This window comes from Paratissierella segnis, assembly GCF_014385195.1.
GTDB classification, from domain to species: domain Bacteria; phylum Bacillota; class Clostridia; order Tissierellales; family Tissierellaceae; genus Paratissierella; species Paratissierella segnis.
The window spans coordinates 12,920-33,781 of the sequence record NZ_JACRTG010000003.1; the positions used below are offsets into that span (position 1 = coordinate 12,920).

Annotated in this window: 19 protein-coding genes and 4 tRNA genes; 20 read left to right on the top strand and 3 right to left on the bottom strand. The window is 35.3% G+C overall.

Annotated features, from left to right (window positions below):
• Positions 1–56: 56 nt before the first annotated feature.
• On the bottom strand, positions 57–449 hold the full coding sequence (locus H8707_RS00685; protein ID WP_262428221.1) for an OsmC family protein: 393 nt from the start codon (positions 447–449) through the stop codon (positions 57–59).
• 277 nt (positions 450–726) lie between these two features.
• Between H8707_RS00685 and H8707_RS00690 the strand changes: the two genes are divergently transcribed.
• The 8 genes from H8707_RS00690 to H8707_RS00725 all read left to right on the top strand — a co-directional run bounded on the left by H8707_RS00690 (position 727) and on the right by H8707_RS00725 (position 8,961).
• Entirely contained in the window at positions 727–1,569 is an 843-nt protein-coding gene (locus H8707_RS00690) for a MurR/RpiR family transcriptional regulator (RefSeq protein ID WP_262428222.1), read from the top strand.
• Positions 1,570–1,724: 155 nt separating this feature from the next.
• Entirely contained in the window at positions 1,725–2,690 is a 966-nt protein-coding gene (locus tag H8707_RS00695) for an ABC transporter permease (protein WP_262428223.1), read from the top strand.
• Positions 2,683–3,570, top strand: a complete 888-nt coding sequence (locus H8707_RS00700) for an ABC transporter permease (protein ID WP_262428224.1) — start codon at positions 2,683–2,685, stop codon at positions 3,568–3,570. Before H8707_RS00695 ends, H8707_RS00700 begins: the two co-directional genes overlap by 8 nt.
• Positions 3,571–3,579: 9 nt before the next feature.
• Complete coding sequence (locus H8707_RS00705; protein WP_262428225.1) at positions 3,580–4,542, top strand: ABC transporter ATP-binding protein; 963 nt, start codon at positions 3,580–3,582, stop codon at positions 4,540–4,542.
• A 1-nt stretch (position 4,543) separates the two neighbouring features.
• Positions 4,544–5,548, top strand: a complete 1,005-nt coding sequence (locus H8707_RS00710; protein WP_262428226.1) for an oligopeptide/dipeptide ABC transporter ATP-binding protein — start codon at positions 4,544–4,546, stop codon at positions 5,546–5,548.
• 50 nt (positions 5,549–5,598) lie between these two features.
• A complete protein-coding gene (locus H8707_RS00715; protein ID WP_262428227.1) occupies positions 5,599–7,203 on the top strand; it encodes an ABC transporter substrate-binding protein in 1,605 nt (534 codons plus the stop codon).
• A 65-nt stretch (positions 7,204–7,268) separates the two neighbouring features.
• Entirely contained in the window at positions 7,269–8,678 is a 1,410-nt protein-coding gene (locus H8707_RS00720) for a M14 family zinc carboxypeptidase (RefSeq protein WP_262428228.1), read from the top strand.
• The gene (locus tag H8707_RS00725; protein WP_262428229.1) at positions 8,656–8,961 is read left to right on the top strand and encodes an LPS biosynthesis protein; all 306 of its coding nucleotides are present in this window, start codon (positions 8,656–8,658) and stop codon (positions 8,959–8,961) included. The genes H8707_RS00720 and H8707_RS00725 overlap by 23 nt, the downstream gene beginning before the upstream one ends.
• Positions 8,962–9,092: 131 nt before the next feature.
• On the opposite strand, the gene H8707_RS00730 is transcribed toward H8707_RS00725, so the two are convergent.
• Entirely contained in the window at positions 9,093–9,245 is a 153-nt protein-coding gene (locus tag H8707_RS00730; RefSeq protein ID WP_262428230.1) for a hypothetical protein, read from the bottom strand.
• Between the two features lie 308 nt (positions 9,246–9,553).
• Here H8707_RS00730 and H8707_RS00735 point away from each other — a divergent pair, with 308 nt between their 5' ends.
• From H8707_RS00735 to H8707_RS00785, 11 genes are all read left to right on the top strand, one after another.
• A complete protein-coding gene (locus H8707_RS00735) occupies positions 9,554–11,659 on the top strand; it encodes an N-acetylmuramoyl-L-alanine amidase family protein (protein ID WP_262428231.1) in 2,106 nt (701 codons plus the stop codon).
• 49 nt (positions 11,660–11,708) lie between these two features.
• Positions 11,709–12,230: a DUF2179 domain-containing protein gene (locus tag H8707_RS00740; RefSeq protein WP_262428232.1), complete on the top strand. Its 522-nt coding sequence runs from the start codon at positions 11,709–11,711 to the stop codon at positions 12,228–12,230.
• 66 nt (positions 12,231–12,296) lie between these two features.
• Entirely contained in the window at positions 12,297–13,286 is a 990-nt protein-coding gene (locus tag H8707_RS00745) for a GerMN domain-containing protein (protein ID WP_262428233.1), read from the top strand.
• Between the two features lie 224 nt (positions 13,287–13,510).
• A complete protein-coding gene (gene rph, locus H8707_RS00750) occupies positions 13,511–14,257 on the top strand; it encodes a ribonuclease PH (protein WP_262428234.1) in 747 nt (248 codons plus the stop codon).
• Positions 14,250–14,882: an RdgB/HAM1 family non-canonical purine NTP pyrophosphatase gene (rdgB, locus tag H8707_RS00755; protein ID WP_262428235.1), complete on the top strand. Its 633-nt coding sequence runs from the start codon at positions 14,250–14,252 to the stop codon at positions 14,880–14,882. Before rph ends, rdgB begins: the two co-directional genes overlap by 8 nt.
• The gene (locus H8707_RS00760) at positions 14,863–15,336 is read left to right on the top strand and encodes a metallophosphoesterase (protein WP_262428236.1); all 474 of its coding nucleotides are present in this window, start codon (positions 14,863–14,865) and stop codon (positions 15,334–15,336) included. The genes rdgB and H8707_RS00760 overlap by 20 nt, the downstream gene beginning before the upstream one ends.
• Before the next feature lie 88 nt (positions 15,337–15,424).
• Positions 15,425–15,498, top strand: a tRNA-Gly gene (locus H8707_RS00765).
• A 50-nt stretch (positions 15,499–15,548) separates the two neighbouring features.
• Positions 15,549–15,625: transfer RNA gene (locus H8707_RS00770), tRNA-His, on the top strand.
• 8 nt (positions 15,626–15,633) lie between these two features.
• Positions 15,634–15,709, top strand: a tRNA-Lys gene (locus H8707_RS00775).
• 27 nt (positions 15,710–15,736) lie between these two features.
• Positions 15,737–15,820 (top strand) — tRNA-Leu (locus H8707_RS00780).
• 334 nt (positions 15,821–16,154) lie between these two features.
• Positions 16,155–17,582, top strand: a complete 1,428-nt coding sequence (locus H8707_RS00785) for a VanZ family protein (protein ID WP_262428237.1) — start codon at positions 16,155–16,157, stop codon at positions 17,580–17,582.
• A 186-nt stretch (positions 17,583–17,768) separates the two neighbouring features.
• On the opposite strand, the gene H8707_RS00790 is transcribed toward H8707_RS00785, so the two are convergent.
• Positions 17,769–19,100 carry a TRAP transporter large permease subunit gene (locus tag H8707_RS00790; RefSeq protein ID WP_262428238.1) on the bottom strand — a complete coding sequence of 444 codons (1,332 nt, stop codon included), beginning with the start codon at positions 19,098–19,100 and terminating at the stop codon, positions 17,769–17,771.
• Positions 19,101–19,333: 233 nt separating this feature from the next.
• Here H8707_RS00790 and brnQ point away from each other — a divergent pair, with 233 nt between their 5' ends.
• A complete protein-coding gene (brnQ, locus tag H8707_RS00795) occupies positions 19,334–20,728 on the top strand; it encodes a branched-chain amino acid transport system II carrier protein (RefSeq protein ID WP_262428239.1) in 1,395 nt (464 codons plus the stop codon).
• Positions 20,729–20,862: the final 134 nt, after the last annotated feature.

Here is a 20,862-nt window from a genome sequence, read left to right on the forward strand (position 1 = left end):
ATTATGATTATGGACAAAAACACGGTACTTAGAGGATTATGAGTACCGTGTTTTTCTTAATTTGCTGTTATTTCAAATTCCGGAGGATTTTGAAGGTGCTTTTTTACACTGCATAGTTCCATGGATTTAATTATTGCGGATTCATACTTTTTAGGGAAACCTTCAGGTAACTGTAGATTTAAGTATACTTTCTTTACTAAACCAGTGATCCTATCATTTTCAAGTTCCATGGAAATATTCATTCCATCGGTTGAGATGTTTTTATTATTACAAAATGATAGCGCAAAAACTCCTGCACAAGTTGCGATTGATCCGAGAAAAAGTTCAAAAGGTGAAGGGGCACTATCCTCTCCACCAGATGTTTTCGGCTGATCAGTACATATGGTATGCCCTCTTAACTTTGCATCAACTCTCAGTCCGCCAGGAAATTCAACTTTTAAATATTCCATCTTATTACCTCCTTTTCTTGATATATAATAAATTTACCCCAAATTCCATAAGTCAATAACTATTTGTCTCTAATAAATATTATTTCTATGAAAGTAGTAATTCGTCAAGTATTTGATAGTATTTCAAGCATAATGAGCATATTGTCTATTTTCAGTATAATCACAACATTTTGTAAATATATATTGACAAAGTCAAAAAAAATGATAATATAAAATTATGAATAAAAAAATACAATACATACAATAATGAATTAAATTATTCATTAGGAGGTGTTAGATGGATTTTATTAACTTAGTTAAGGGGAAATATGAAACATTGACGAAGTCTCATAAAAAGATAGCAAAGTATATAATTGATAATTTTGAAAACGTTATATTTGATACAGCGGCTGAATTAAGTAAAAAGGTTTCTGTAAGCGAGGTTACGGTTATCAGATTTTCATATGCATTAGGTTTCGAAAGCTTTACACATATGCGCAGGGAAATGGAAAAAAGTGTGGTTAATAATATGCACAATAATGATATAGATATCAATAAAGCTTTTTTTATGAACGAATTATCTGATATGGAAATGGATGACTGGATACAAAAGCAGATATTACAATTTAGAAAAGCCTATAAAAACATTGATTTTGAACAATTCGAAGAAATTTGTGATGTTTTAATGAACAAAAAAAGAGTTCTAATAATAGGCTACATGGATTCCTTCGGTACAGCTTCCGAACTGCTACATCTTCTTGATAGCATTAGAAGCAGAGTATATTTTTCAAAACTTATGTATGAGAATTTGTATACTTTTGATGATATAGATGAAGATTCCGCAACCATTGTAGTATCGTTTGCACCTCACTACAAATATACAAAGGAACTAACAGAGACAGTTAAAAATAACAACAGCACTGTTATTACAATAACAGACAGCGCTATTAATCCGCTTAAAGATTTGTCCGATTATTCGCTGGTATTTAATTTAAGCAGAAATGAAAGATCAGGGATAATAGATACTTCACCTGTCATAAGCTTTATTTATTTTATGATTAATTATTTATATGAGCATTACAGAGAAAAGGTTGATGAATTTAGAGACATTAAAAGACCTTTTGAAGAATATATAGAATGATTACCATAGTAGTTGCTTCTGTCCATAGTTGTTAAAATAAATGAAGTAGGAGATTTAACTTAATTAGAGAAATCGCTTTCAACAGTAAGCTTTTAGGCTATTGTACTAGAATTGATTTCAAGGATAATCAATATATTTTTATAAGGAGAAATATAATGGCGAGATATCTTAGAAAAAGAGTACTAACAGGAATTCTTGTAATTTTAGTTTCATTAATCATTAATTTTTCGCTGATTCATCTGGCTCCTGGGAATCCCATAAACCTTTTGGCTGGAAAGGATAATCCATCGCAGGAAATGATTGATACATTAACGAAAAAGTATGGGTTGGATAAACCGATATATGTCCAGTTTATCCATTATATAAAAACATTATTAAAAGGAGATTTGGGATATTCCATTATGAGCAACGAGCCCGTAGGTAAATTGATACTTGAGAAAGTGGGTCCTACGCTGCTTTTGGCATTGACAAGCATAATACTTGCTTTGGTAATCGGGACAGCATTAGGCATATTAGCAGCAAGAAAAAGGGGGTCTAAGTTTGATATTGTTATGAACGGTCTGTCTTATTTGTTTGATTCAACCCCAAATTTCTGGCTGGGGCTTATGCTTATCCTTATATTTGCATCAAAGCTGAAAGTTTTTCCAACAGCCGGGATGGTAGATTTAAGAACTCAAAGCGAAGGGATAGCTAAGGTCATTGATATCCTATGGCACTTGGTACTTCCTCTCACAACAGTGACCCTGATTCAGATACCATATTATTTTCGGATAGCAAGATCTTCAGTAATCCAAACAATGTCAGAGGATTTTATAACAACGTTCAGGGCAGCGGGTATGAAAGAAAACAGAATATTTAACAAATATGTGTTTAAAAATGCCATACTTCCTACAGTAACGGTATTTGGGATTAATCTGGCTTATGTGATATCAGGCGTTGCTATTATTGAAATCGTATTTGCATGGCCTGGCATGGGCAGATTGATGATGACAGCAATATCAAAAAGGGATTATCCGCTTCTTATGGGAATATATCTTTTGCTGTCGGTTTCCATAGCTGTCTGTATGATAGTTGTTGATGTTGTTTATGCCATTATCGACCCAAGAATAAGATATGATTGAGATAGAAAGGATTGCAAAAATGAATAAATCAGGCAATTTTAAAATGAAAATTAAAAAAATAATCTCCTCTATAAACAATGTAAAGCAGCTGAAAGCAGGTATTATATTGTTAGCCCTGATAATTTTGCTGGCTATATTTGCACCACTAATTGCTACACACGACCCTTTTGAATTAAATGATGATATGGTAAGTCCGCCATCTAATAATTATATACTTGGAACAGATGGGCTTGGCAGGGATATATTCAGCGGGATACTGTATGGTGCACGCACTTCCATATTAATAGGTGTTGTAGCTGCATCCATATCAGGAATTATGGGAACGCTTATAGGAGGTATTTCAGGATTTTACGGCGGGAAAATAGATGCTGTTTTGTCCGAGGTAATAAATGTATTTTTGATGATGCCAACTTTCTTTCTGATACTTATCATAGTTGCGTTGTTTGGGTCAAGCATGTTTAATGTAATGGTGGTAATAGGTATAACCACATGGACTGGAAATGCAAGGCTTATGAGAGCAGAAGCTCTTTCATTAAAGCAAAGGACTTTTGTGAAATCTCTGGAGACAATCGGAGAAAGTAAGTTTAAAATTTTACTTAAACATATTATACCAAACGGTATATTCCCCATTATTGCAAATACAACCATGAATGTGTCAGATGCTATACTTACGGAATCGGCTCTCAGCTTTCTTGGACTTGGGGACCCAAATGTCATGAGCTGGGGACAGATTGTGTATAATGGGAAATCATACCTTACAAACGGCTGGTGGATATCGACATTTTCAGGGATTGCTATAGTTCTTACAGTTCTGGCATTTTACCTGATTGGCGATGGAATGAATAATATACTGAGTCCAAAGCTAAACAGCAATAATTAGGAGGATGTTATGAAATTACTATCAATCAAGAATGAAAGCGTTGTTTATAGGAGTAAAACTAAAAACGTACTTGCTGTCAACAATGTATCCTTCGATATTGACAAGCAGGATTCAGTCGGTATAGTGGGAGAGTCAGGCTCGGGGAAATCAACTCTGGCTTTGGCTTTACTGAAGCTTTTGCCCAAAAATGCTGATGTAACAGGTGAAGTGTTATTTGAGGACAAAGATTTGCTTAAATTAAGTACAGACGAGTTCAATGATTTACGGTGGAAAGAAATATCCATTGTATTTCAGAAATCAATGAATTCATTAAGTCCCATACACAGAATAGGAAGTCAAATGGCTGATATTTATACCATTCATGATGGCTCAGCTGATAGTGATGAAGTTAAAGGAAAAATTATCAACCTTCTTGAAATGGTGAATTTGCCTACGAGGGTTTATACGATGTATCCACATGAACTTTCAGGAGGAATGATGCAAAGGGTATCTATTGCGCTTAGTCTTATGCATAATCCTAAATTAATTATCATGGATGAAGCAACAACAGCACTGGATGTTATTACTCAGGGACAGATATTAAACGAAATAGCGGAACTTGAGAAAAAACTGAAAATAGCTAGAATTATGATATCCCATGATATGTCTGTAGTAGCGAATACGTGTAGGAAAATTGCCGTAATGTATGCTGGATACCTAGTCGAATTTGGACTTGTGGAAGATGTTATTTTAAATCCAAAACACCCTTACACCAAGGGATTGTTAAAATCATTCCCGCCATTAAAAGGCGAAAAGGGAGAACTGAGAAGTATACCGGGATATTTGCCGGATTTGAGTATTCCGCACGAAGGATGTATTTTTAAAGATAGATGTCCGCAAAAAGAAAACATCTGCCTTTATACGGCTCCAAAAACACACATAGTGGAAAATGGGCGAAAGGTTATGTGCAATTTTGCAGGAGGGGACTGTTGATATGGAAAATAATTACACCTTGGAAATAACTGATGTATTTAAGCATTATACACAAAGAATAAAAGGAAAAAACAGATTTAGGTCAGTTAAAAAAACTGTCAAGGCTGTCGATGGTATTAGTTTTGAGTTAAAATCAGGGGAAATAATGGGCATTATAGGGGAGTCTGGGTGTGGAAAATCCACTTTGGCAAAACTCCTGACAAACCTTGAACAGCCTACTGGAGGCAAGATTTTATTTAATGGTGTATCCTCTGAAGAAATGCTTAAAAATGATAGGCTTCAGTATAAAAGGATGATTCAGATGGTGTTTCAAAATCCATTTGATACATTTGATCCGAGGAATAATATAGATAAAATCATTGATGAAACATTAAAGCTGCATAGTATTGGGAAAACGCGCGATGAAAGAGCTTCAATAACTCAGGATGCGATGGAAAAAGTCGGACTAACTCCAGTGGATGATTATTTGCATAGGTTTCCTCATGAACTGTCAGGAGGACAACTTCAGCGTATTTCCATACTGAGAGCAATGCTTTTAAGACCGAAATTCCTTGTAGCTGATGAACCTGTTTCAATGCTTGACGTTTCTGTAAGAGCGGAAATAATTAAAATGCTTCAGGAGCAGGTTAGGAATTTAAATACTGCACTGGTATTTATAAGTCATGATATAAATACAACAAGGTATATATCAGATAAAATAGTTGTAATGTACTTAGGAAGGATAGTTGAATCCGGAATAACAGACAGCGTGCTGCACAATCCTGCACATCCGTATACAAAAACACTGATATCAAACTGTGCATCCATAGATATACTTGAAAAATCAAATCCAATAAAAATAGAGGGAGAACCTCCGACTCCAATTGATAATGGGCCGGGCTGCTATTTTGCACCAAGATGTTATATGAGCAAAGATAAGTGCTTTAAGGAGTATCCGGAAAAAACAGAAATAGAACAAGGACATTTTGCTTCATGTCATTTCATAAATAGGGATAATTTAAACTAAATCTAATAAGAAAACTTTAAGTTTTCAAATATAAAAAAGGAGACAAAAAAATGAAAAGATTAAGTCTATTATTGGTAATATGTTTAATTCTGGGAATATTTACAGGCTGTGGTGGCACAGGTACAGAAAATGATGTGAAAAAAGATGAAGATCAAACTGAAACTGTGACTGACGCACCTAAGGAGGGCGGAACATTAGTTGTCGGAATGACCGGAGACCCTTCCACCTACAACCCTGATTATCAGGCTGATGGTTACTTGCAGCCTATTGCAGAAAATATTTTCAATAGGTTAATAAAAGTGACCAACAACCAGGAAATCGTGCCGGATTTGGCTAAAAGCTATAAGGTATCTGAAGATGGAAAAGAAATAACGTTCTATTTAAATGAAGATGTAAAATGGCATGACGGTGAACCTTTTTCATCAGCAGATGTAAAGTTCACATTTGACACTATTATAAGTCAAGATGGACAACTTGCAGGATCACTAACTTCTGTCAATGAAATAACCACACCGGATGACAATACCGTTGTATTTAAGCTTAAAGATAATGATTCCTCATTACTTGGATATTTAGCTTGGGATGCATGTTATATAATGCCCAAACATATATATGAGAATACTGACTGGAGCACGAACCCAGCAAACCAAAACCCTGTGGGAACTGGTCCTTTCAAATTTGTAAGCCACCAAAAGGGTGTAAGCGTTACACTTGAAAGAAACGAAGATTACTGGGGAGATAGGGCATATCTTGATAAAGTTGTATTTTCGATTATACCTGATGCGAATACTGCAGTACAGGCTTTATACAACGGAGAACTTGATATACTTGGAGTAGAGCCTCCTTTGTCTGAAGCTCAGAATTTTGAATCTGATACGAACTTAAAGGTAGGAAGACAGTATTGGCCGTCTAGATACTATATGTTTTTTAATATTAAGGACAGCATTTTTAAGGATATAAAACTGAGACAAGCCGTATCTCTCGGCATGGACAAGGATGATATTATTAAAAAGGCTTTGAAGGGAATAGGAGAAAAATCCAATACAGCCATGACGCCTTTGTATGAATGGGCTTTGAACACAACAGATGTTTTTCCTGAAAGAGATGTTGAAAAAGCAATACAATTAATTGAAAGCGCCGGATATACCAAAAATTCAGACGGAATGTACTTCAGCGCCACCATCGATGTGTTTAATGTGGAGCCATTTACGGATATAGCGACTATATTGAAGGATAACTTGAAGGATATTGGTGTAGACGTTAAAATTAATATGATGGAAGAGGCTGCATGGGACGAAAAGGTATGGTACGGAAGGAATTATGATTTTTCACTACTAGCAGGGTATCAAGGTCCTGATCCCGGTGCATTGGCACCAAGGTTTTCCACGGATGGGTTAATTAATCTGATGGGCTATTCAAATTCAAAAGTTGACGAAGCTTTGAAAAAGGGAGGATCGCTTGTTAAGCAGGAGGAGAGGGCACCTTACTATCAGGAGGCACAAAAATATATAGTTGAGGATGTCCCTATAGTGCCCATATCCGAATATATATCTATAGCACCTTACCAGTCTTATGTTGAGGGACACCCGACATCAGAAGGAATTATAGACAAAACAGGATTTCATGAATACACATATGTATGGCTGAACAAATAAAGTATTTATGCTGCCCGCGTTTGACGGGCAGCATAATATACAGCATAGCAAATCGGAGGTAAAACATGAATATAGACAAAATAATTGATAATGTTCCGGATTACAAGGTCTTTATGACAGTGGATGAACTGGACCAAAGTACTATGAGTCTTCAAGATGAATATCCGGATATTGTAAAAGTTTTTGAAGCTGGGAGATCAAGAGAAAACCATAGAATATTATGCCTGAAAATAGGCAACGGCAGTAGAAATGCTCTTTGCTTCGCATGTCCACATCCAAATGAGCCGATAGGAGCCATGACGTTGGAGTATTTTTCAAGAGCGTTGGCTGAAAATGATGAGTTCAGAGTATCAACAGGTTATACATGGTATATAATCAAATGTGTTGATCCCGATGGGACAAGATTAAATGAAGATTGGTTTAAAGGACCATTTAATATTTATAATTATATGAAAAATTATTTCAGACCAGCAAGTAACAAACAAGTCGAATGGACATTTCCTGTTGACTATAAAAACCTTCATTTTAATGATACCATGCCTGAAACAAAAGCTATAATGAATGTTATTGAGGAAACGAAGCCGGAGTTTATGTACTCATTACATAACGGAGGGCTTTGCGGAGCATATTGGTATATAACTCATGAATATGACGACATTTACGATGAGCTTAGAAAAACAGCCGTAAAAAACGGTGTTGCTCTGCAGATGGGAGAGCCTGAAAGCCCATCTTGTGTGGAATTTTCAGATGCGATATATAAAATGAGTGGAATATCTGAAGAATATGATTATTTGGAAAAATACTCGGACACGCCTCCGGAAAAATCATGTACAGGAGGAACAAGCAGCTCTGACTATGCATTAAAACATAATGATTGTGTGTCTCTCATGACGGAACTGCCATATTTTTTGGATGACAGAGTATCTGATTCTTCACCGGCAAATATAAGCAGAAGACAGTCTATAATCAATAAAGTAGAAACTACGGAAAAACACTATAAAAATCTGGATAATGAATTGAATAAAATCAGGGAATATATATCTGCTGATAACCCCTTTGTTTTACTGGTTGAACAGATAATTGACGAATTAGATTCTTCAACAAAAGCACAGATGAAGCTGGTAGATAAACCAGAGTATAACAGGACAGCAAAAGTATCTGAAGTTTTTGATAACAGCGTAGTAAGCAAATTTTACAACAGTTTGTCAACAAGCCTATGTGCTAGAACCTGTTTATATGAAATTGATAGGTTAAAAAGGACAGGGAATAAAGATATATCGGCCATAAAGCAGTTAGAGAAATCGTATAGTGTATTTTCAAAAAACTTAGAGAGCGAATGCATGTATCTGGAAAAGGAATTAAATTATAAGGTTGTTCCTATACAAAGCCTTGTGAGAATTCAATTAGAAAGCGGGTTAATAGTAGCAAGGCGCAGACTGAAAGGAGATAAAAATGAGCGACAAGGTAAAGATTGATGCTAACCCTATAATGATGGAAGAATGTATGCAGGCATACAAGGACGGAAATATTAAGGAAGGACGGCGTTTAATTAAAGAATTTCTACAAGCAATAGAAGATAGTGGACAGGATCATTGCAGTTGCAGTGAACCTTGTATGTATCACGGAAAGTGCAAGGAGTGTGTATTGCAGCACAGAGGTGGAAGGGATCACTTGCCATACTGCTTCAGAGACATGGTTAATGAAAGAATTGAAAAACTTTCCGCGCTGACGGAGCATTCGTTAAAAGATAGAATATAGAAATAAGGCATAAAGACATGAAGTCAAATGACTATGAGGAGATTGATTTAGTCTGTTCATTGCTTCTCTTGGGAACGGATAGTAAAGTAATTAGTTACCATCCGTTCCTGTTCTTATATAATATTTACAAATTATTCCCAAAATTCTTCATCTATTTCTGCCTTAATTTTTTTATCACTAAAATAAGGGCAGTCTTTAATTGGAGTACTAGAAGGTTGAGTAACTTCCTTTAAGGTGCATAAACCATCATTCTCATGAATACAACTCTCAGAACAAAGTATCATATAAAGCCTCCTATAAAATTTGTAATATTAGCATAACCATATTATAAAATCGAATTCATAAATTACAGTTCACAATTATCTTTGGGTATCTTTTTTCAATTACGAATTGCAGCGAAGCTGTTGTTCTGACGTAAGCAGTAAATTAGGGTTTTAATTGTGCATTGTGAACTGTGAATTGTAAGACCAGTGTTACATAATCATTACATTATCATTACAAAATCTCTAATTCATTGACATAATAATTTATAAAATGATATAAATGTATTTAGGGATAACTACTACTTGCATAAGCGTAAAGGGGGAATTATATGAAGAAATGGTTAATGACCTTATCTTTATTTTTGATAATGATATTATTTGTAAATACATTATCTTTTGGTGAAAATAGTATAATCAACGTAAGCATGAATGGAAGTACAGTAAAAGTCCGTGAAGTTCCAGTAATGATGGATGGGCAAGCTTTTAAATCAGAAGTTCCTTCTTTTGTTTATATAGATAGAACTCTAGTACCGGTTAGGTTTATCGCAGAAAGTTTGGGCGCAAAGGTAGATTGGGATCAAAAGACAAAAACAGCTACAATTCTACAAAATAATAAAACAATTAAATTAACAATTGATAGTACAAAAGCTATCGTAAACAATGAAACAAAAACCTTGGACAAAAATTCTACACCTAAATTGGTTACTTTTTCTAATAAAGATTCAAGAACTATGGTTCCGGTGAGAGTAATTTCTGAAATTTTAGGCTATGAAGTAGGTTGGAATCAGGAAAATAAAATTCCATACATCAGTACGAATAATGGTGAAGAAGATATAATTGACTTTAATCCTGAAGTGAACCCGCCTGTTTCATCTGATTTAGTTTCTATTTCGGATATTAGCATTCAGAAAGGCAGTACTCCGCTTCAAAAGGTCGTTATTAAAAGTGATGAAAAAATTGAATATGAAACCTTATTTTTGCCTGATTCAAATAAATTGATAATCGACATTAAAAATTCAAAATTGAACCTTAAAAATACAGGGAATGCACCGGGGAATATTCAGGCTAATGACGTGAATTTCAGTAAGGTTGAATACTCTCAGTATTCTACAAATCCTTACATAACAAGAATTGTAGTTACAATGAATGGAAAAGAGAATTATGAGCTTATACCATCAAGCGACGGGAAGACAACTGTTTTGTCCTTTGTAAAAAAAGTCAATGGAATCAGCTTGGATACTGTAGCTGGTAAAGATGCATTGGTAATAGATGGTATTGGTACATCCTACAATGTATTGAAGCTTAAAGATCCGGAGAGAATAGTCATTGACTTACTGGATGCTACATTGAACGGTAAATTATATGAAGATTACAATTATGAATTGGGATTTATAAAGGGAGTTAGGACTTCGCAGTTTTTAGGAGATAACAACTACAGCTCTTTAGATAGAATTGTTAGAGTGGTCTTGGATGTAAAAGAAGGGATCACCGATCCAAATATAAAAGTTGATACATTAAATAACAAATTGGTAGTATATCCGGAAAAAAGTTTTTGGGAAAATATTAGCTATGCTAGCCAAGGATTGGACAAAATATTGACCATTAACAATCTGGAAAAAACTAAATATGAAGTGGACTATGATTTTAACAACAAACTAATGAAAATCACTATTCCAACTGAAAATGTAGAGCTGGAAAATGGTTATGTTACAATTAAAGATGGGATTGTCGATAATATTGAAGTTGTTAAAGATAAAGAGGAAACAAAGGTATTGTTAAGCCTCAAAAGTAATCTAGAATTTACCGTGTTATCCGACAGAAAAGATACTAAGGTACAAATCCTTCTAAAAAGAGATCCAAACAGCATCGATATAAACAAGACAATAGTCATAGATGCAGGGCACGGAGATACAGATCCGGGGGCTATGTCAGTCAGTGGCACTAAAGAAAAAGATATAAATTTGCAAATAGCAAAAAAACTTGAAAGCCAGCTAAATGCATTAGGGTATAATGTATTGATGACTAGAACAGGAGACCAAAAACCTAGTGTTTATGACAGGGCAAATTTTGCCAATGCTGCTAATGCAGATTTGTTTGTAAGCATACACTCCAATTCCCATACCAACAGGGATATAAAAGGCTTGCAGGTGTTATATTGTCCTTTATTTGATAGCAAGGTAAAAACTGTGGATCAATATCCATTTGCGGAATCCATATTTAAAGCGGTATTAGAATCAACCGGCGCTGTTGACAAAGGGATAATAAAAAGAAAGGATTTGCCTGTAGTCAGAGAAACTAAAATGCCCGCAGTATTGGTTGAAGTAGGGTTTTTATCCAATGCGGAAGAGGAAAAGTTGATAACAAGTGATAGTTATCAAAATAAAATTGTGGAAGGCATTATAAAAGGTATACAAAATTACATTGAAATGTATTAATATATAGGGAGGGAAACCTCCCTTATATTTATTTGAAAGGAGAAATAAAATGTCTTTTTTAATTGGTTATTTATTAATTTTTTTAGCAAGAGTTGCTGATGTAACCTTAGCAACTATTAGAACATTGATGGTAGTCCAAGGAAGAAAAACACAAGCAGCAATAATAGGATTTTTTGAGTCAGGAATATATGTTGTTGCTCTTGGCAAAGTTGTAAATGGATTAGACAATCCTCTAAACCTTTTAGCATATTGTTTAGGTTTTGCAACAGGTAATTATGTAGGAATTACAATTGAGAATATGATTGCATTAGGGAATTTATCAGCTCAAATTATTTTAAAAACATCAGACAATACTGAATTAATAAATGCTTTAAGAGAAAATGGCTTTGGGGTTACTATAATAGAGGGTAAGGGTATAGAAGGCCCAAAAGATGTAATCTATGTAGCATTAAACAGAAAGGATTTAAAAAAACTAAAAAAAATAGTATATGATATCAATAAAGATGCCTTTATAACAGTAAATAGTATAAACCCGATAAGCGGTGGGTATTTTGCTTCAGTGAAAAAATAGATTATTAATCATAGTATATTAACCTCCTTAATATAATATATATGAAATAAGTTAGGGGGGGTTTATATGATTAATAGAAGAATTGCTATATTTGCACTTGTTGTAGTGTTGGTTTTTACAAGTATTGCAGTAGGAAGAAAATTTGTATCAAAAAAAATAGCTAAAAATGATGATGAAATCGAAATTATTAGCTCTGATGATGATATTATGAATATTGTAGAAGAAGAAGGAATGAGAAAAACAGTACTTTATTTTCAGAATTCTGAGGGATTTTTAGTCCCTGTGATGAGAAGAATACCATGGGAGGAAGGAATTGCAAAGCTTGCTTTAAAAAATATGATCGATACACCTGAATTAAGAGAGGTATTGGGTCCAACAGGGTTATTACCTATAATTCCATCCGGGACGGAAATCAATGGGATGAGTGTAAATCCTGATACAGGTATTTGTAAAGTGGATTTCAATGAGGAAATTTTAAACAAAGAGTCACTAAAGGATGAAGAAAATTTAATCAAAGGGGTAGTATATACATTAACAGAATTTCCGGCTGTAAAGGGTGTCCAAATCTTTGTAAATGGGGAAGAGGTCAGTGTATTAAAAAATGGAACCAAATTAGATAAATCTCTTACAAGAGAGGACATAAATCTATTGGGCAGTGATGACGATGGAAGGTCTAAGATTGTGGTATATTTCAAAGGCCAATCAGAAGGAGATTTTGAATATTTTATCCCTGTAACCATACCTACTTTAGCGCCTGTAGCAAATGTTTATACCGCATTAGACTTATTGTTTGAAGGCCCGCCGGAAGATTCAGGTTTATATTCTGACATACCCAGAAGTGTAAACTTTAAAGGAGTGGAAATTAAAGAGTCGACAGCTTATGTAGATGTTAATCTTGGAGATGAGAACATGCTTACCAGAGAAGCGACATTAAATGAAATTGTTAAAGATATAGGGCTGACTTTAAGCCAGTTTTCAGAGATAGAGTCAGTAGAGTTATTAGTTGACGGAGAAGTAATAAATACAAGTATACCTACATTTGCTAATGAATACTAAAATATATGTTAAGAGGTAAGGATAAGAGGTAAAATAACCCGAATTCAACGCTTGCTTTATTCAGAGCGCTAGCGAAGGATCTCGGGTTTTAATATTTTTGGGATTATCGAATGTGTCATTTGAGCATGGTGAAGGATCTCTGGTTTAGAATTTCTTTTCTTTCCCTAGATAAATAAGCCCTAATTTGGTAGAATAAAAGTATAGAAAAAATAGGAGAGATACAAATGAGAATAGATAATAGAAAATATAATGAACTTAGAAAAGTAAAAATAACAAGGAATTATCTTCTAAATCCTCTTGGTTCTGTACTTATAGAAATGGGAAACACAAAGGTTATATGTACAGCTACAGTAGATGACAAGGTCCCACCTTTTCTAAAGGGTACAAATACAGGATGGATTACAGCAGAATATTCAATGCTTCCAAGTTCAACTATCAGTAGAAAAATTCGAGAATCCACAAAAGGAAGAGTGGAAGGCAGAACACAGGAAATTCAAAGATTAATAGGGAGATCAATTCGTTCTGTAGTTGATTTAACGAAATTTGGAGAGAGAACAATTTGGATTGACTGTGACGTAATTCAGGCAGATGGCGGCACTAGGACCGCTTCAATTACAGGAAGTTTTGTAGCGGTATTTGATGCTTTATATGCATTAGTTAAAAAAGGAGAAATTGAGAGTATACCCATATCCAATTATATTGCGGCAGTGAGTGTAGGGATATCCGAAGAAGGACCTATTTTGGATTTAAATTATATAGAGGATTCATCTGCTCATGTAGATATGAATGTTGTAATGACAGAAAAAGGAGATTTTGTAGAAGTTCAGGGTACCGGTGAAAAATCGACATTTTCCAGAAGCGAATTAGATGAACTTCTGGAACTAGCCGAAGAAGGAATATTTGAGTTAATTGAAATTCAGAAGGAAACTCTAGGTGAGATTGGGAAATTAATAGGAGAAAAACATGAATAAAAGAGTACTTGTATTGTCAACCGAAAATATAAATAAAATAAATGAAATAAAACATATATTGAGAGGTTTAGAAATAAAAGTCTTATCAAAGAAAGATGTGAATCTGGAAGATTTTGAAGTAATTGAAGATGGAAACACGTTGGAAGAAAATAGCTTGAAAAAGGCAAGTGCATTAGCTGAAAAAATTGACTATATGGTTATAGCTGATGATACAGGGCTATTTGTTGATGCTTTGAATGGGGAGCCCGGAGTATATTCTGCCAGATATGCAGGGGAAGACGGCAATGACAAGAAAAATAATGAAAAATTACTGGGGAATTTAAAGGGTAAAAGCTTGGAACAAAGGGAAGCAAAATTTTTAGATGTTATCACTCTTATAACAGAAGATAAGAAAATATATACGGTTAAGGGCGAGTGTAAGGGCACTATAGCTTTAGAATTAAGGGGACCGAGTAGTTTTGGATATGACCCTTTGTTTATACCTGAAGGATACGATAAGACATTTGCGGAATTGGGTTCGGACATAAAAGACAAAATAAGTCATAGAGCTAAAGCTTTAAAAAACTTAAAAAACACATTAATAAAAATTCTAGAGGATGATATAGATGAGGATAGCCGTAGTTAGCGATACGCATGGTAATTATAAAGAAGTTCTTAGAGCGTTAGAACGACAAGACAAATTCGATATGCTTTTTCATTTGGGAGATTATGTAGACGATGGCGAAAAACTGAAAAAAATCCTCTCTATACCCACAATCATAGTTAAAGGGAATGGAGATTATTGGTCTGATTACAATGAAGATGAGATAATTGAAATTAAGGGCAAAAAGATATTAGTGACTCACGGACATAGATACAATGTAAGATTTAATTATACAAGCCTTTATTATAAAGGACTTGAACTTAAAGCGGATATAGTACTATTTGGGCATACCCATGTTCCGCTCAATATCAAAGAAAACAATCTAATCATAATGAACCCGGGAAGCCCTTCTCTTCCAAGAAGCCAAGATAGAAAAAAGACTTTTGGGATAATTGAAATAGGAGATCGCATAAAGACTGAAATTGTAGAGATTTAAAGATTGATTTAATTAAAAAATACTATTTGACAACGCTCATAGAACCTGCTATAATTATTTAATGTTAACGGTTATTAAGAGACGATTTGCGGGTGTAGCTCAGTGGTAGAGCACTGGCTTCCCAAGCCATGTGCGAGGGTTCGATTCCCTTCACCCGCTCCATATGAGCAGCCCGCACGGTAGGGTGTTTGTCGTTAGGATTTTAGTATATGGTGGATATGGCCTAGTTGGTTAGGGCGCCAGATTGTGGCTCTGGAGGTCGTGGGTTCGAATCCCATTATCCACCCCATTTTTTTTGATCCATTAGCTCAGTCGGCAGAGCACCTGACTTTTAATCAGGGTGTCCCGCGTTCGAATCGCGGATGGATCACCACAAATAAGTCCTTATGGGCTTAAACAAGCGGGAGTGGCGGAATTGGCAGACGCGCTAGACTTAGGATCTAGTGTCATTGACGTGGGGGTTCAAGTCCTCTTTCCCGCACCAAATATACATAACCCGAATTATTAATCCGAACTGTATCTCTTTTATAGGAGATGGGTTCGGATTTGTTTTTTTATCTGCACTATTATTGTAACATACTGACTTGCAATTGCTAAAGAAATTATTATTTTGCGTGGTGGTTCAATTACTGTGGGAAGCCATGAACATATAACTTCTTTTGTTATTGCACTTTCCTTGAATTATACCACATCTTAGTATTTTCTTAGGAATTTCTTAAGGAAGTATTAAATTTTAGACAGTACATATGTGTTATACTGTAATTAATAAATTGCAAAGATTTTTACTTTCAATTACAGTATAAAAACGGAGGTTATTCATGGACATTATTACAATTTTTCAAGCATTACTTCGATGGGGTGTTTTTGCGCTTATTGGAGGACTTTTATTGGCGCTTATAATTTTTGTTGTCTATATGATATATAAAAATGTGTTTCATGGCAAAAAGAATATGTCGAAAACGCAGGGGATTGCCCTGTTTCTTTTGTCCTGCTGGCTGTTGTTGGTACTGGCATTGACCACCTTAAGCCGAGGTGCAAACTTTACCGGCAGCTTTAATATTGACTTTTTCAGCGCCTATGTCAACGCATGGAATAAGTGGTCAATCAGTGAGCTGCAGCTTATTATCTTCAATATGCTGATGTTTGCACCGCTGGGATTTTTATTGCCGATTTTCTGGAAGAAGGCAGAGAAGTTCAAGGTAATTTTTTTAGTGTCCATTGGGTTAACTGTTTTTATTGAAATCGTACAATTATTGACGGGAACGGGGATTTTTGAACTTGACGATTTATTCCACAACTGCATTGGAAGTTTGTTTGGTTATTTTTGTATAATGGCAGTATTTGCCATTATTAGGGAAAAACGCGTTCGCTTTCTTCCCATTGGCAAAGTGCTAATATTACCATGCGTCATTGGAATGATAATCGGCATTGTGTCTTTTGTTTATGAGCAGAAACCTTACGGAAACATGTCTATTCTTCCTGCGATAAAGCAGGATATGTCAGAAATTAGCCTTACAGCTGATCTTTCCTTAACAGAGCAATCGGCATGGGCATCTATATATAAAAACATCTATGCGGAGGATCAGGATTATATAGAACGAATTGTAGCTCAACTTTCTGAATCGGAAGATGTTATCTTTTCAGGTATTCAACGACGTGAAGGCGAAAATCGCGTTTATACTGGCAAAAATCCCACTGATGAAGAAGTTCAGCTCAGTTTCTTTGTAAGAACCGGGAATTGGAGCTATACAACATGGAATGATACCGCCACATTGACAGAGGAAGCAGCTAAAAGATATGGAGACTTTTATAAAAACTGGCTAAAAGAAAGTGGAATGCTCCCCGATACTGCTGTTTTCAGTATACAAAACAACGATACGCTTCGATGGGATACACCTGAAGAGAACAACCTGTCAATTGCCAAAACCGCATTTACATTCGGATCTGTCTTAATGCAGTTTGATAGCGATCTGGAACTTGCTTCCATGCATTACGGGATCAACTGGAATGAATATGTCGCGACAGAAGAAATTATTTCCCCTAAAGAAGCTTTTAAACAGGTTGAAGATGGAAATTTTGAACAATATGTCCCATTCCAACAGGGAGATAACCTGCGGGTAAAAGAATGTAATCTCGCTTATGTTTACGATACAAAAGGATTTTATCAGCCTGTTTATCGATTTGCTGGATTTATCAACAATGAAGATAATTCATGGAATTGCCAGATTCCTGCTTTGACAAAATAGCACTTTGTTAATGCCATTTACCTGTATGATGATAAAATCTTGTTCACTCTCAACTAAACTGGCTATGTTGAGGGTTCGGATTTATGTGCGAGCGGTGCACCAAATATGTAATTATATAATAGAAAACAAAGGGTGTATTTTCAGAATGGAAGATACACCCTTATTTTTTCTATTTTTTATGTCATATTAAAAGAATAGCGGTCCTACGAAAGCCCAAACCATTACCCAAATCCAAAGTGCCGCTGCCCCTATCCATGAAGCTTGCAATACAGTTTTCATATTGTTGCAACGCGCTATACCTAGTTGACCTGCAAGATTTGCTGTAGGATATACGGAGCCCGTTATTCTCGTAGCGGCAAGAATGGCCGTTGCCCAAATTTCCATTGGGAGACCGACTTTATTAATTAAGTCTATAAACATTTCATGAACAATATTGATCTCTGCCACAGCTGCAGCTTCAATGCCGAAACCTCCAACCAATGAGGCAACTATTAATGTACCGGCCTTTCCGCCTGCTGATGCAAATCTTGTAAGCAAATCTCCCAAGGCAGTAAATCCTCCGCCAAGGTCAATCATTACAAACATAACTTCGAAGAATATAAAGACCAAAAACATATTGGTCATCTTTGAAGCGCCCTCTACAAAGGTATCTATCGCAGAATCGATTTCCAATTTTCCGCTTATAGAAATAACGACTGCCAATATAAGCATTACTATAATAGCATAACTTGTTCCTTGTTTAGTAAGGACACCAAAGCCAACCAGCAATAAAAATACAAGCAAAAACAAGATTGTAGTACGTTTTTGTTCTTTAGTAATCTCCATCTTGCTTATATCTATCATATCATCGGTTATTTCATATACTTCAATTCCTTTTAGTTTTTTCTGAATTTTATTAACTGCAAACAATGTAGAACCTAACCATACGATACTAAAAGGTATAACAGCCCATAACATCAATTTTCCATAGGAAAGTCCTGTAACAGCCATCGTAGCAATAGTAACACCGGTAAGCGGTCCCATAATAAGTCCAACTTCTCCCGCAACTCTAAATAAGGCACAAACAGCACTGGGAGTAAGTCCTACAGCAGCAACAACCGGAATAATTACCGGAGCAATAACTGCATTTCCGCCGGCTAACGTTCCAAGTAATCCGCAAATTACAATTGAAGATATAATAACTGCTGCCATACCTTTTTTTTCAGTGTCCACTCCTATTTTTTTAACTATCCAGTATACAAGCGTTTGGCTGACTTTTGTCCTATTCATCAAATATCCAAGTCCACTGCCGAACATGATGATAATACCAATTATAGCTAGGAATGAACCCAATGACGTTGCAAAGATTTCTGCCAAAGATTTAAGACCTTGACCGGTCAGAATTGCAGCTACGACGACCCCTACTATTAAACCTGCAAGATTTGATTTGTTTCTAAATACTAAGATTAAGTAAACTAATAATGGGATTAAAGCTAATAATGACGGAGCTGAAATCAATGCGTTTTTACCTAATTCCATTTGTTTTCCCCCTTTATCTCTATTAAATTTTTCCTACCCATTAGGGTTATTATATCACATTACACTATTAATGTATTAGGGGAAATTATAAGTATTCTAAATATTTGGTAAGGTGAAAGAGAAATTAAACCTTTTTTTAGGTGTATCCATTTATACTGAGCCGTGTTTTTTTATATATTGAAATATGTTATTATAATTTGTGTAGGAATTAAATTACCTTTAGATAAAAATTAATGAGGAGACATGAAGCTTTGGAAAATGAGAAAAAGAAATTAAAGTTTAGCGATTATTTAATGATTGGCTCTATGTTGTTTGGATTGTTTTTTGGTGCAGGGAATCTAATATTTCCTGTACATCTTGGGCAAGAAGCAGGTATGAATGTTTTTTGGGCAAATTTAGGTTTTCTTGTTACGGGAATTGGGCTACCCTTTCTTGGGGTTGTTGCGATAGGAATCTCACAGAGTGAAGGAGTATTTCAACTGGCGTCTCATGTGAATCGCCATTATGCATATATGTTTACAATTTTACTTTATCTTGTAATTGGCCCGCTTTATGCAATTCCAAGGTTGGCAACGACATCATATGAAATCGGAATTGCACCTTTTATTCATGAAGATAAGGGGACATTGGCACTTGCAATTTTCAGCTGCCTTTTTTTTCTTGCCGCCTGGATATTGGCACGCAAACCAACAAAACTATTGGATTATATCGGTAAAATTTTGAATCCGTTATTTTTAATTTTGCTGGGAGTACTTTTAATTATGGTTTTTGTTCGTCCAATGGGCTTGATTGCAGGAGCTGAGATACAGCCGGGGTATCAGACAAATGCCTTTTCAAAAGGATTTATTGAAGGGTATAATACATTGGATGCTCTGGCATCTTTGGCTTTTGGGATTGTAATCGTGTCAACAATCCGAGATCGTGGTGTAAAAGATCCCGGGATAATAGCAATAGACACCATTAAATCCGGTACAATCAGCATTGCAGCAATGGGGGCTATTTATAGTATGTTAGCATATATGGGAACTATGAGTCTTGGGGCTTTTACCCTAAGTAAAAACGGAGGGATTGCTTTAGCTCAGATTACCAATTACTATTTTGGCACCTATGGCAGTGTTATTCTTGCGCTCATTGTTATTACAGCATGTTTAAAGACTGCTATTGGATTGATTTCAGCTTTTTCGGAAACCTTTGTTCAACTTTATCCTTCAATAAAGTATATTACCTTTGCAACAGGTGTAAGTTTGTTATCCTGCCTGTTATCCAATATTGGATTGACTAAGATTATTCATTTCTCTATCCCGGTATTAATGTTTCTCTATCCGCTTGCAATGACATTGATTTTGCTTTCTATCATTGGAGGACTTTTTAATCATGATTCATGTGTATATCAGATGACAACTTATTTTACCTTGGTTGCATCGATTATTGATGGTATTAATGCAAGTCCGGATATTATACGTCATATGGGGGCATCACAGGCATTGATACGCTTTGGAGAAAAATACCTTCCGCTTTTTTCTATTGGAATGGGTTGGGTTTTACCGGCAACCATAGGATTCATCATTGGTCTGATCTGGCATCGGGGTAAGAAAAGAGAAAAAGGATTTGCTGATGGAAGGCCCTGAATTTTTAGGCATAAATTGTAATCTCCGATAGTTAAATTAAATGCAACAGAGTTTGTTTTATTATATCCTTAAAGAACAAATACTTTTCCGGCTAAAGTTCCCTTTCAAAGAGAAATTGTGAGCATTGCTTGAAA

What these genes read in the sequence shown, in the direction of transcription:
- H8707_RS00685 (WP_262428221.1), bottom strand. Translation starts at nt 449, where the DNA reads ATGGAATATTTAAAAGTTGAATTTCCTGGCGGACTGAGAGTTGATGCA.
- H8707_RS00690 (WP_262428222.1), top strand. Translation starts at nt 727, where the DNA reads ATGGATTTTATTAACTTAGTTAAGGGGAAATATGAAACATTGACGAAG.
- H8707_RS00695 (WP_262428223.1), top strand. Translation starts at nt 1,725, where the DNA reads ATGGCGAGATATCTTAGAAAAAGAGTACTAACAGGAATTCTTGTAATT.
- H8707_RS00700 (WP_262428224.1), top strand. Translation starts at nt 2,683, where the DNA reads ATGATTGAGATAGAAAGGATTGCAAAAATGAATAAATCAGGCAATTTT.
- H8707_RS00705 (WP_262428225.1), top strand. Translation starts at nt 3,580, where the DNA reads ATGAAATTACTATCAATCAAGAATGAAAGCGTTGTTTATAGGAGTAAA.
- H8707_RS00710 (WP_262428226.1), top strand. Translation starts at nt 4,544, where the DNA reads ATGGAAAATAATTACACCTTGGAAATAACTGATGTATTTAAGCATTAT.
- H8707_RS00715 (WP_262428227.1), top strand. Translation starts at nt 5,599, where the DNA reads ATGAAAAGATTAAGTCTATTATTGGTAATATGTTTAATTCTGGGAATA.
- H8707_RS00720 (WP_262428228.1), top strand. Translation starts at nt 7,269, where the DNA reads ATGAATATAGACAAAATAATTGATAATGTTCCGGATTACAAGGTCTTT.
- H8707_RS00725 (WP_262428229.1), top strand. Translation starts at nt 8,656, where the DNA reads ATGAGCGACAAGGTAAAGATTGATGCTAACCCTATAATGATGGAAGAA.
- H8707_RS00730 (WP_262428230.1), bottom strand. Translation starts at nt 9,245, where the DNA reads ATGATACTTTGTTCTGAGAGTTGTATTCATGAGAATGATGGTTTATGC.
- H8707_RS00735 (WP_262428231.1), top strand. Translation starts at nt 9,554, where the DNA reads ATGAAGAAATGGTTAATGACCTTATCTTTATTTTTGATAATGATATTA.
- H8707_RS00740 (WP_262428232.1), top strand. Translation starts at nt 11,709, where the DNA reads ATGTCTTTTTTAATTGGTTATTTATTAATTTTTTTAGCAAGAGTTGCT.
- H8707_RS00745 (WP_262428233.1), top strand. Translation starts at nt 12,297, where the DNA reads ATGATTAATAGAAGAATTGCTATATTTGCACTTGTTGTAGTGTTGGTT.
- rph (WP_262428234.1), top strand. Translation starts at nt 13,511, where the DNA reads ATGAGAATAGATAATAGAAAATATAATGAACTTAGAAAAGTAAAAATA.
- rdgB (WP_262428235.1), top strand. Translation starts at nt 14,250, where the DNA reads ATGAATAAAAGAGTACTTGTATTGTCAACCGAAAATATAAATAAAATA.
- H8707_RS00760 (WP_262428236.1), top strand. Translation starts at nt 14,863, where the DNA reads ATGAGGATAGCCGTAGTTAGCGATACGCATGGTAATTATAAAGAAGTT.
- H8707_RS00785 (WP_262428237.1), top strand. Translation starts at nt 16,155, where the DNA reads ATGGACATTATTACAATTTTTCAAGCATTACTTCGATGGGGTGTTTTT.
- H8707_RS00790 (WP_262428238.1), bottom strand. Translation starts at nt 19,100, where the DNA reads ATGGAATTAGGTAAAAACGCATTGATTTCAGCTCCGTCATTATTAGCT.
- brnQ (WP_262428239.1), top strand. Translation starts at nt 19,334, where the DNA reads ATGAGGAGACATGAAGCTTTGGAAAATGAGAAAAAGAAATTAAAGTTT.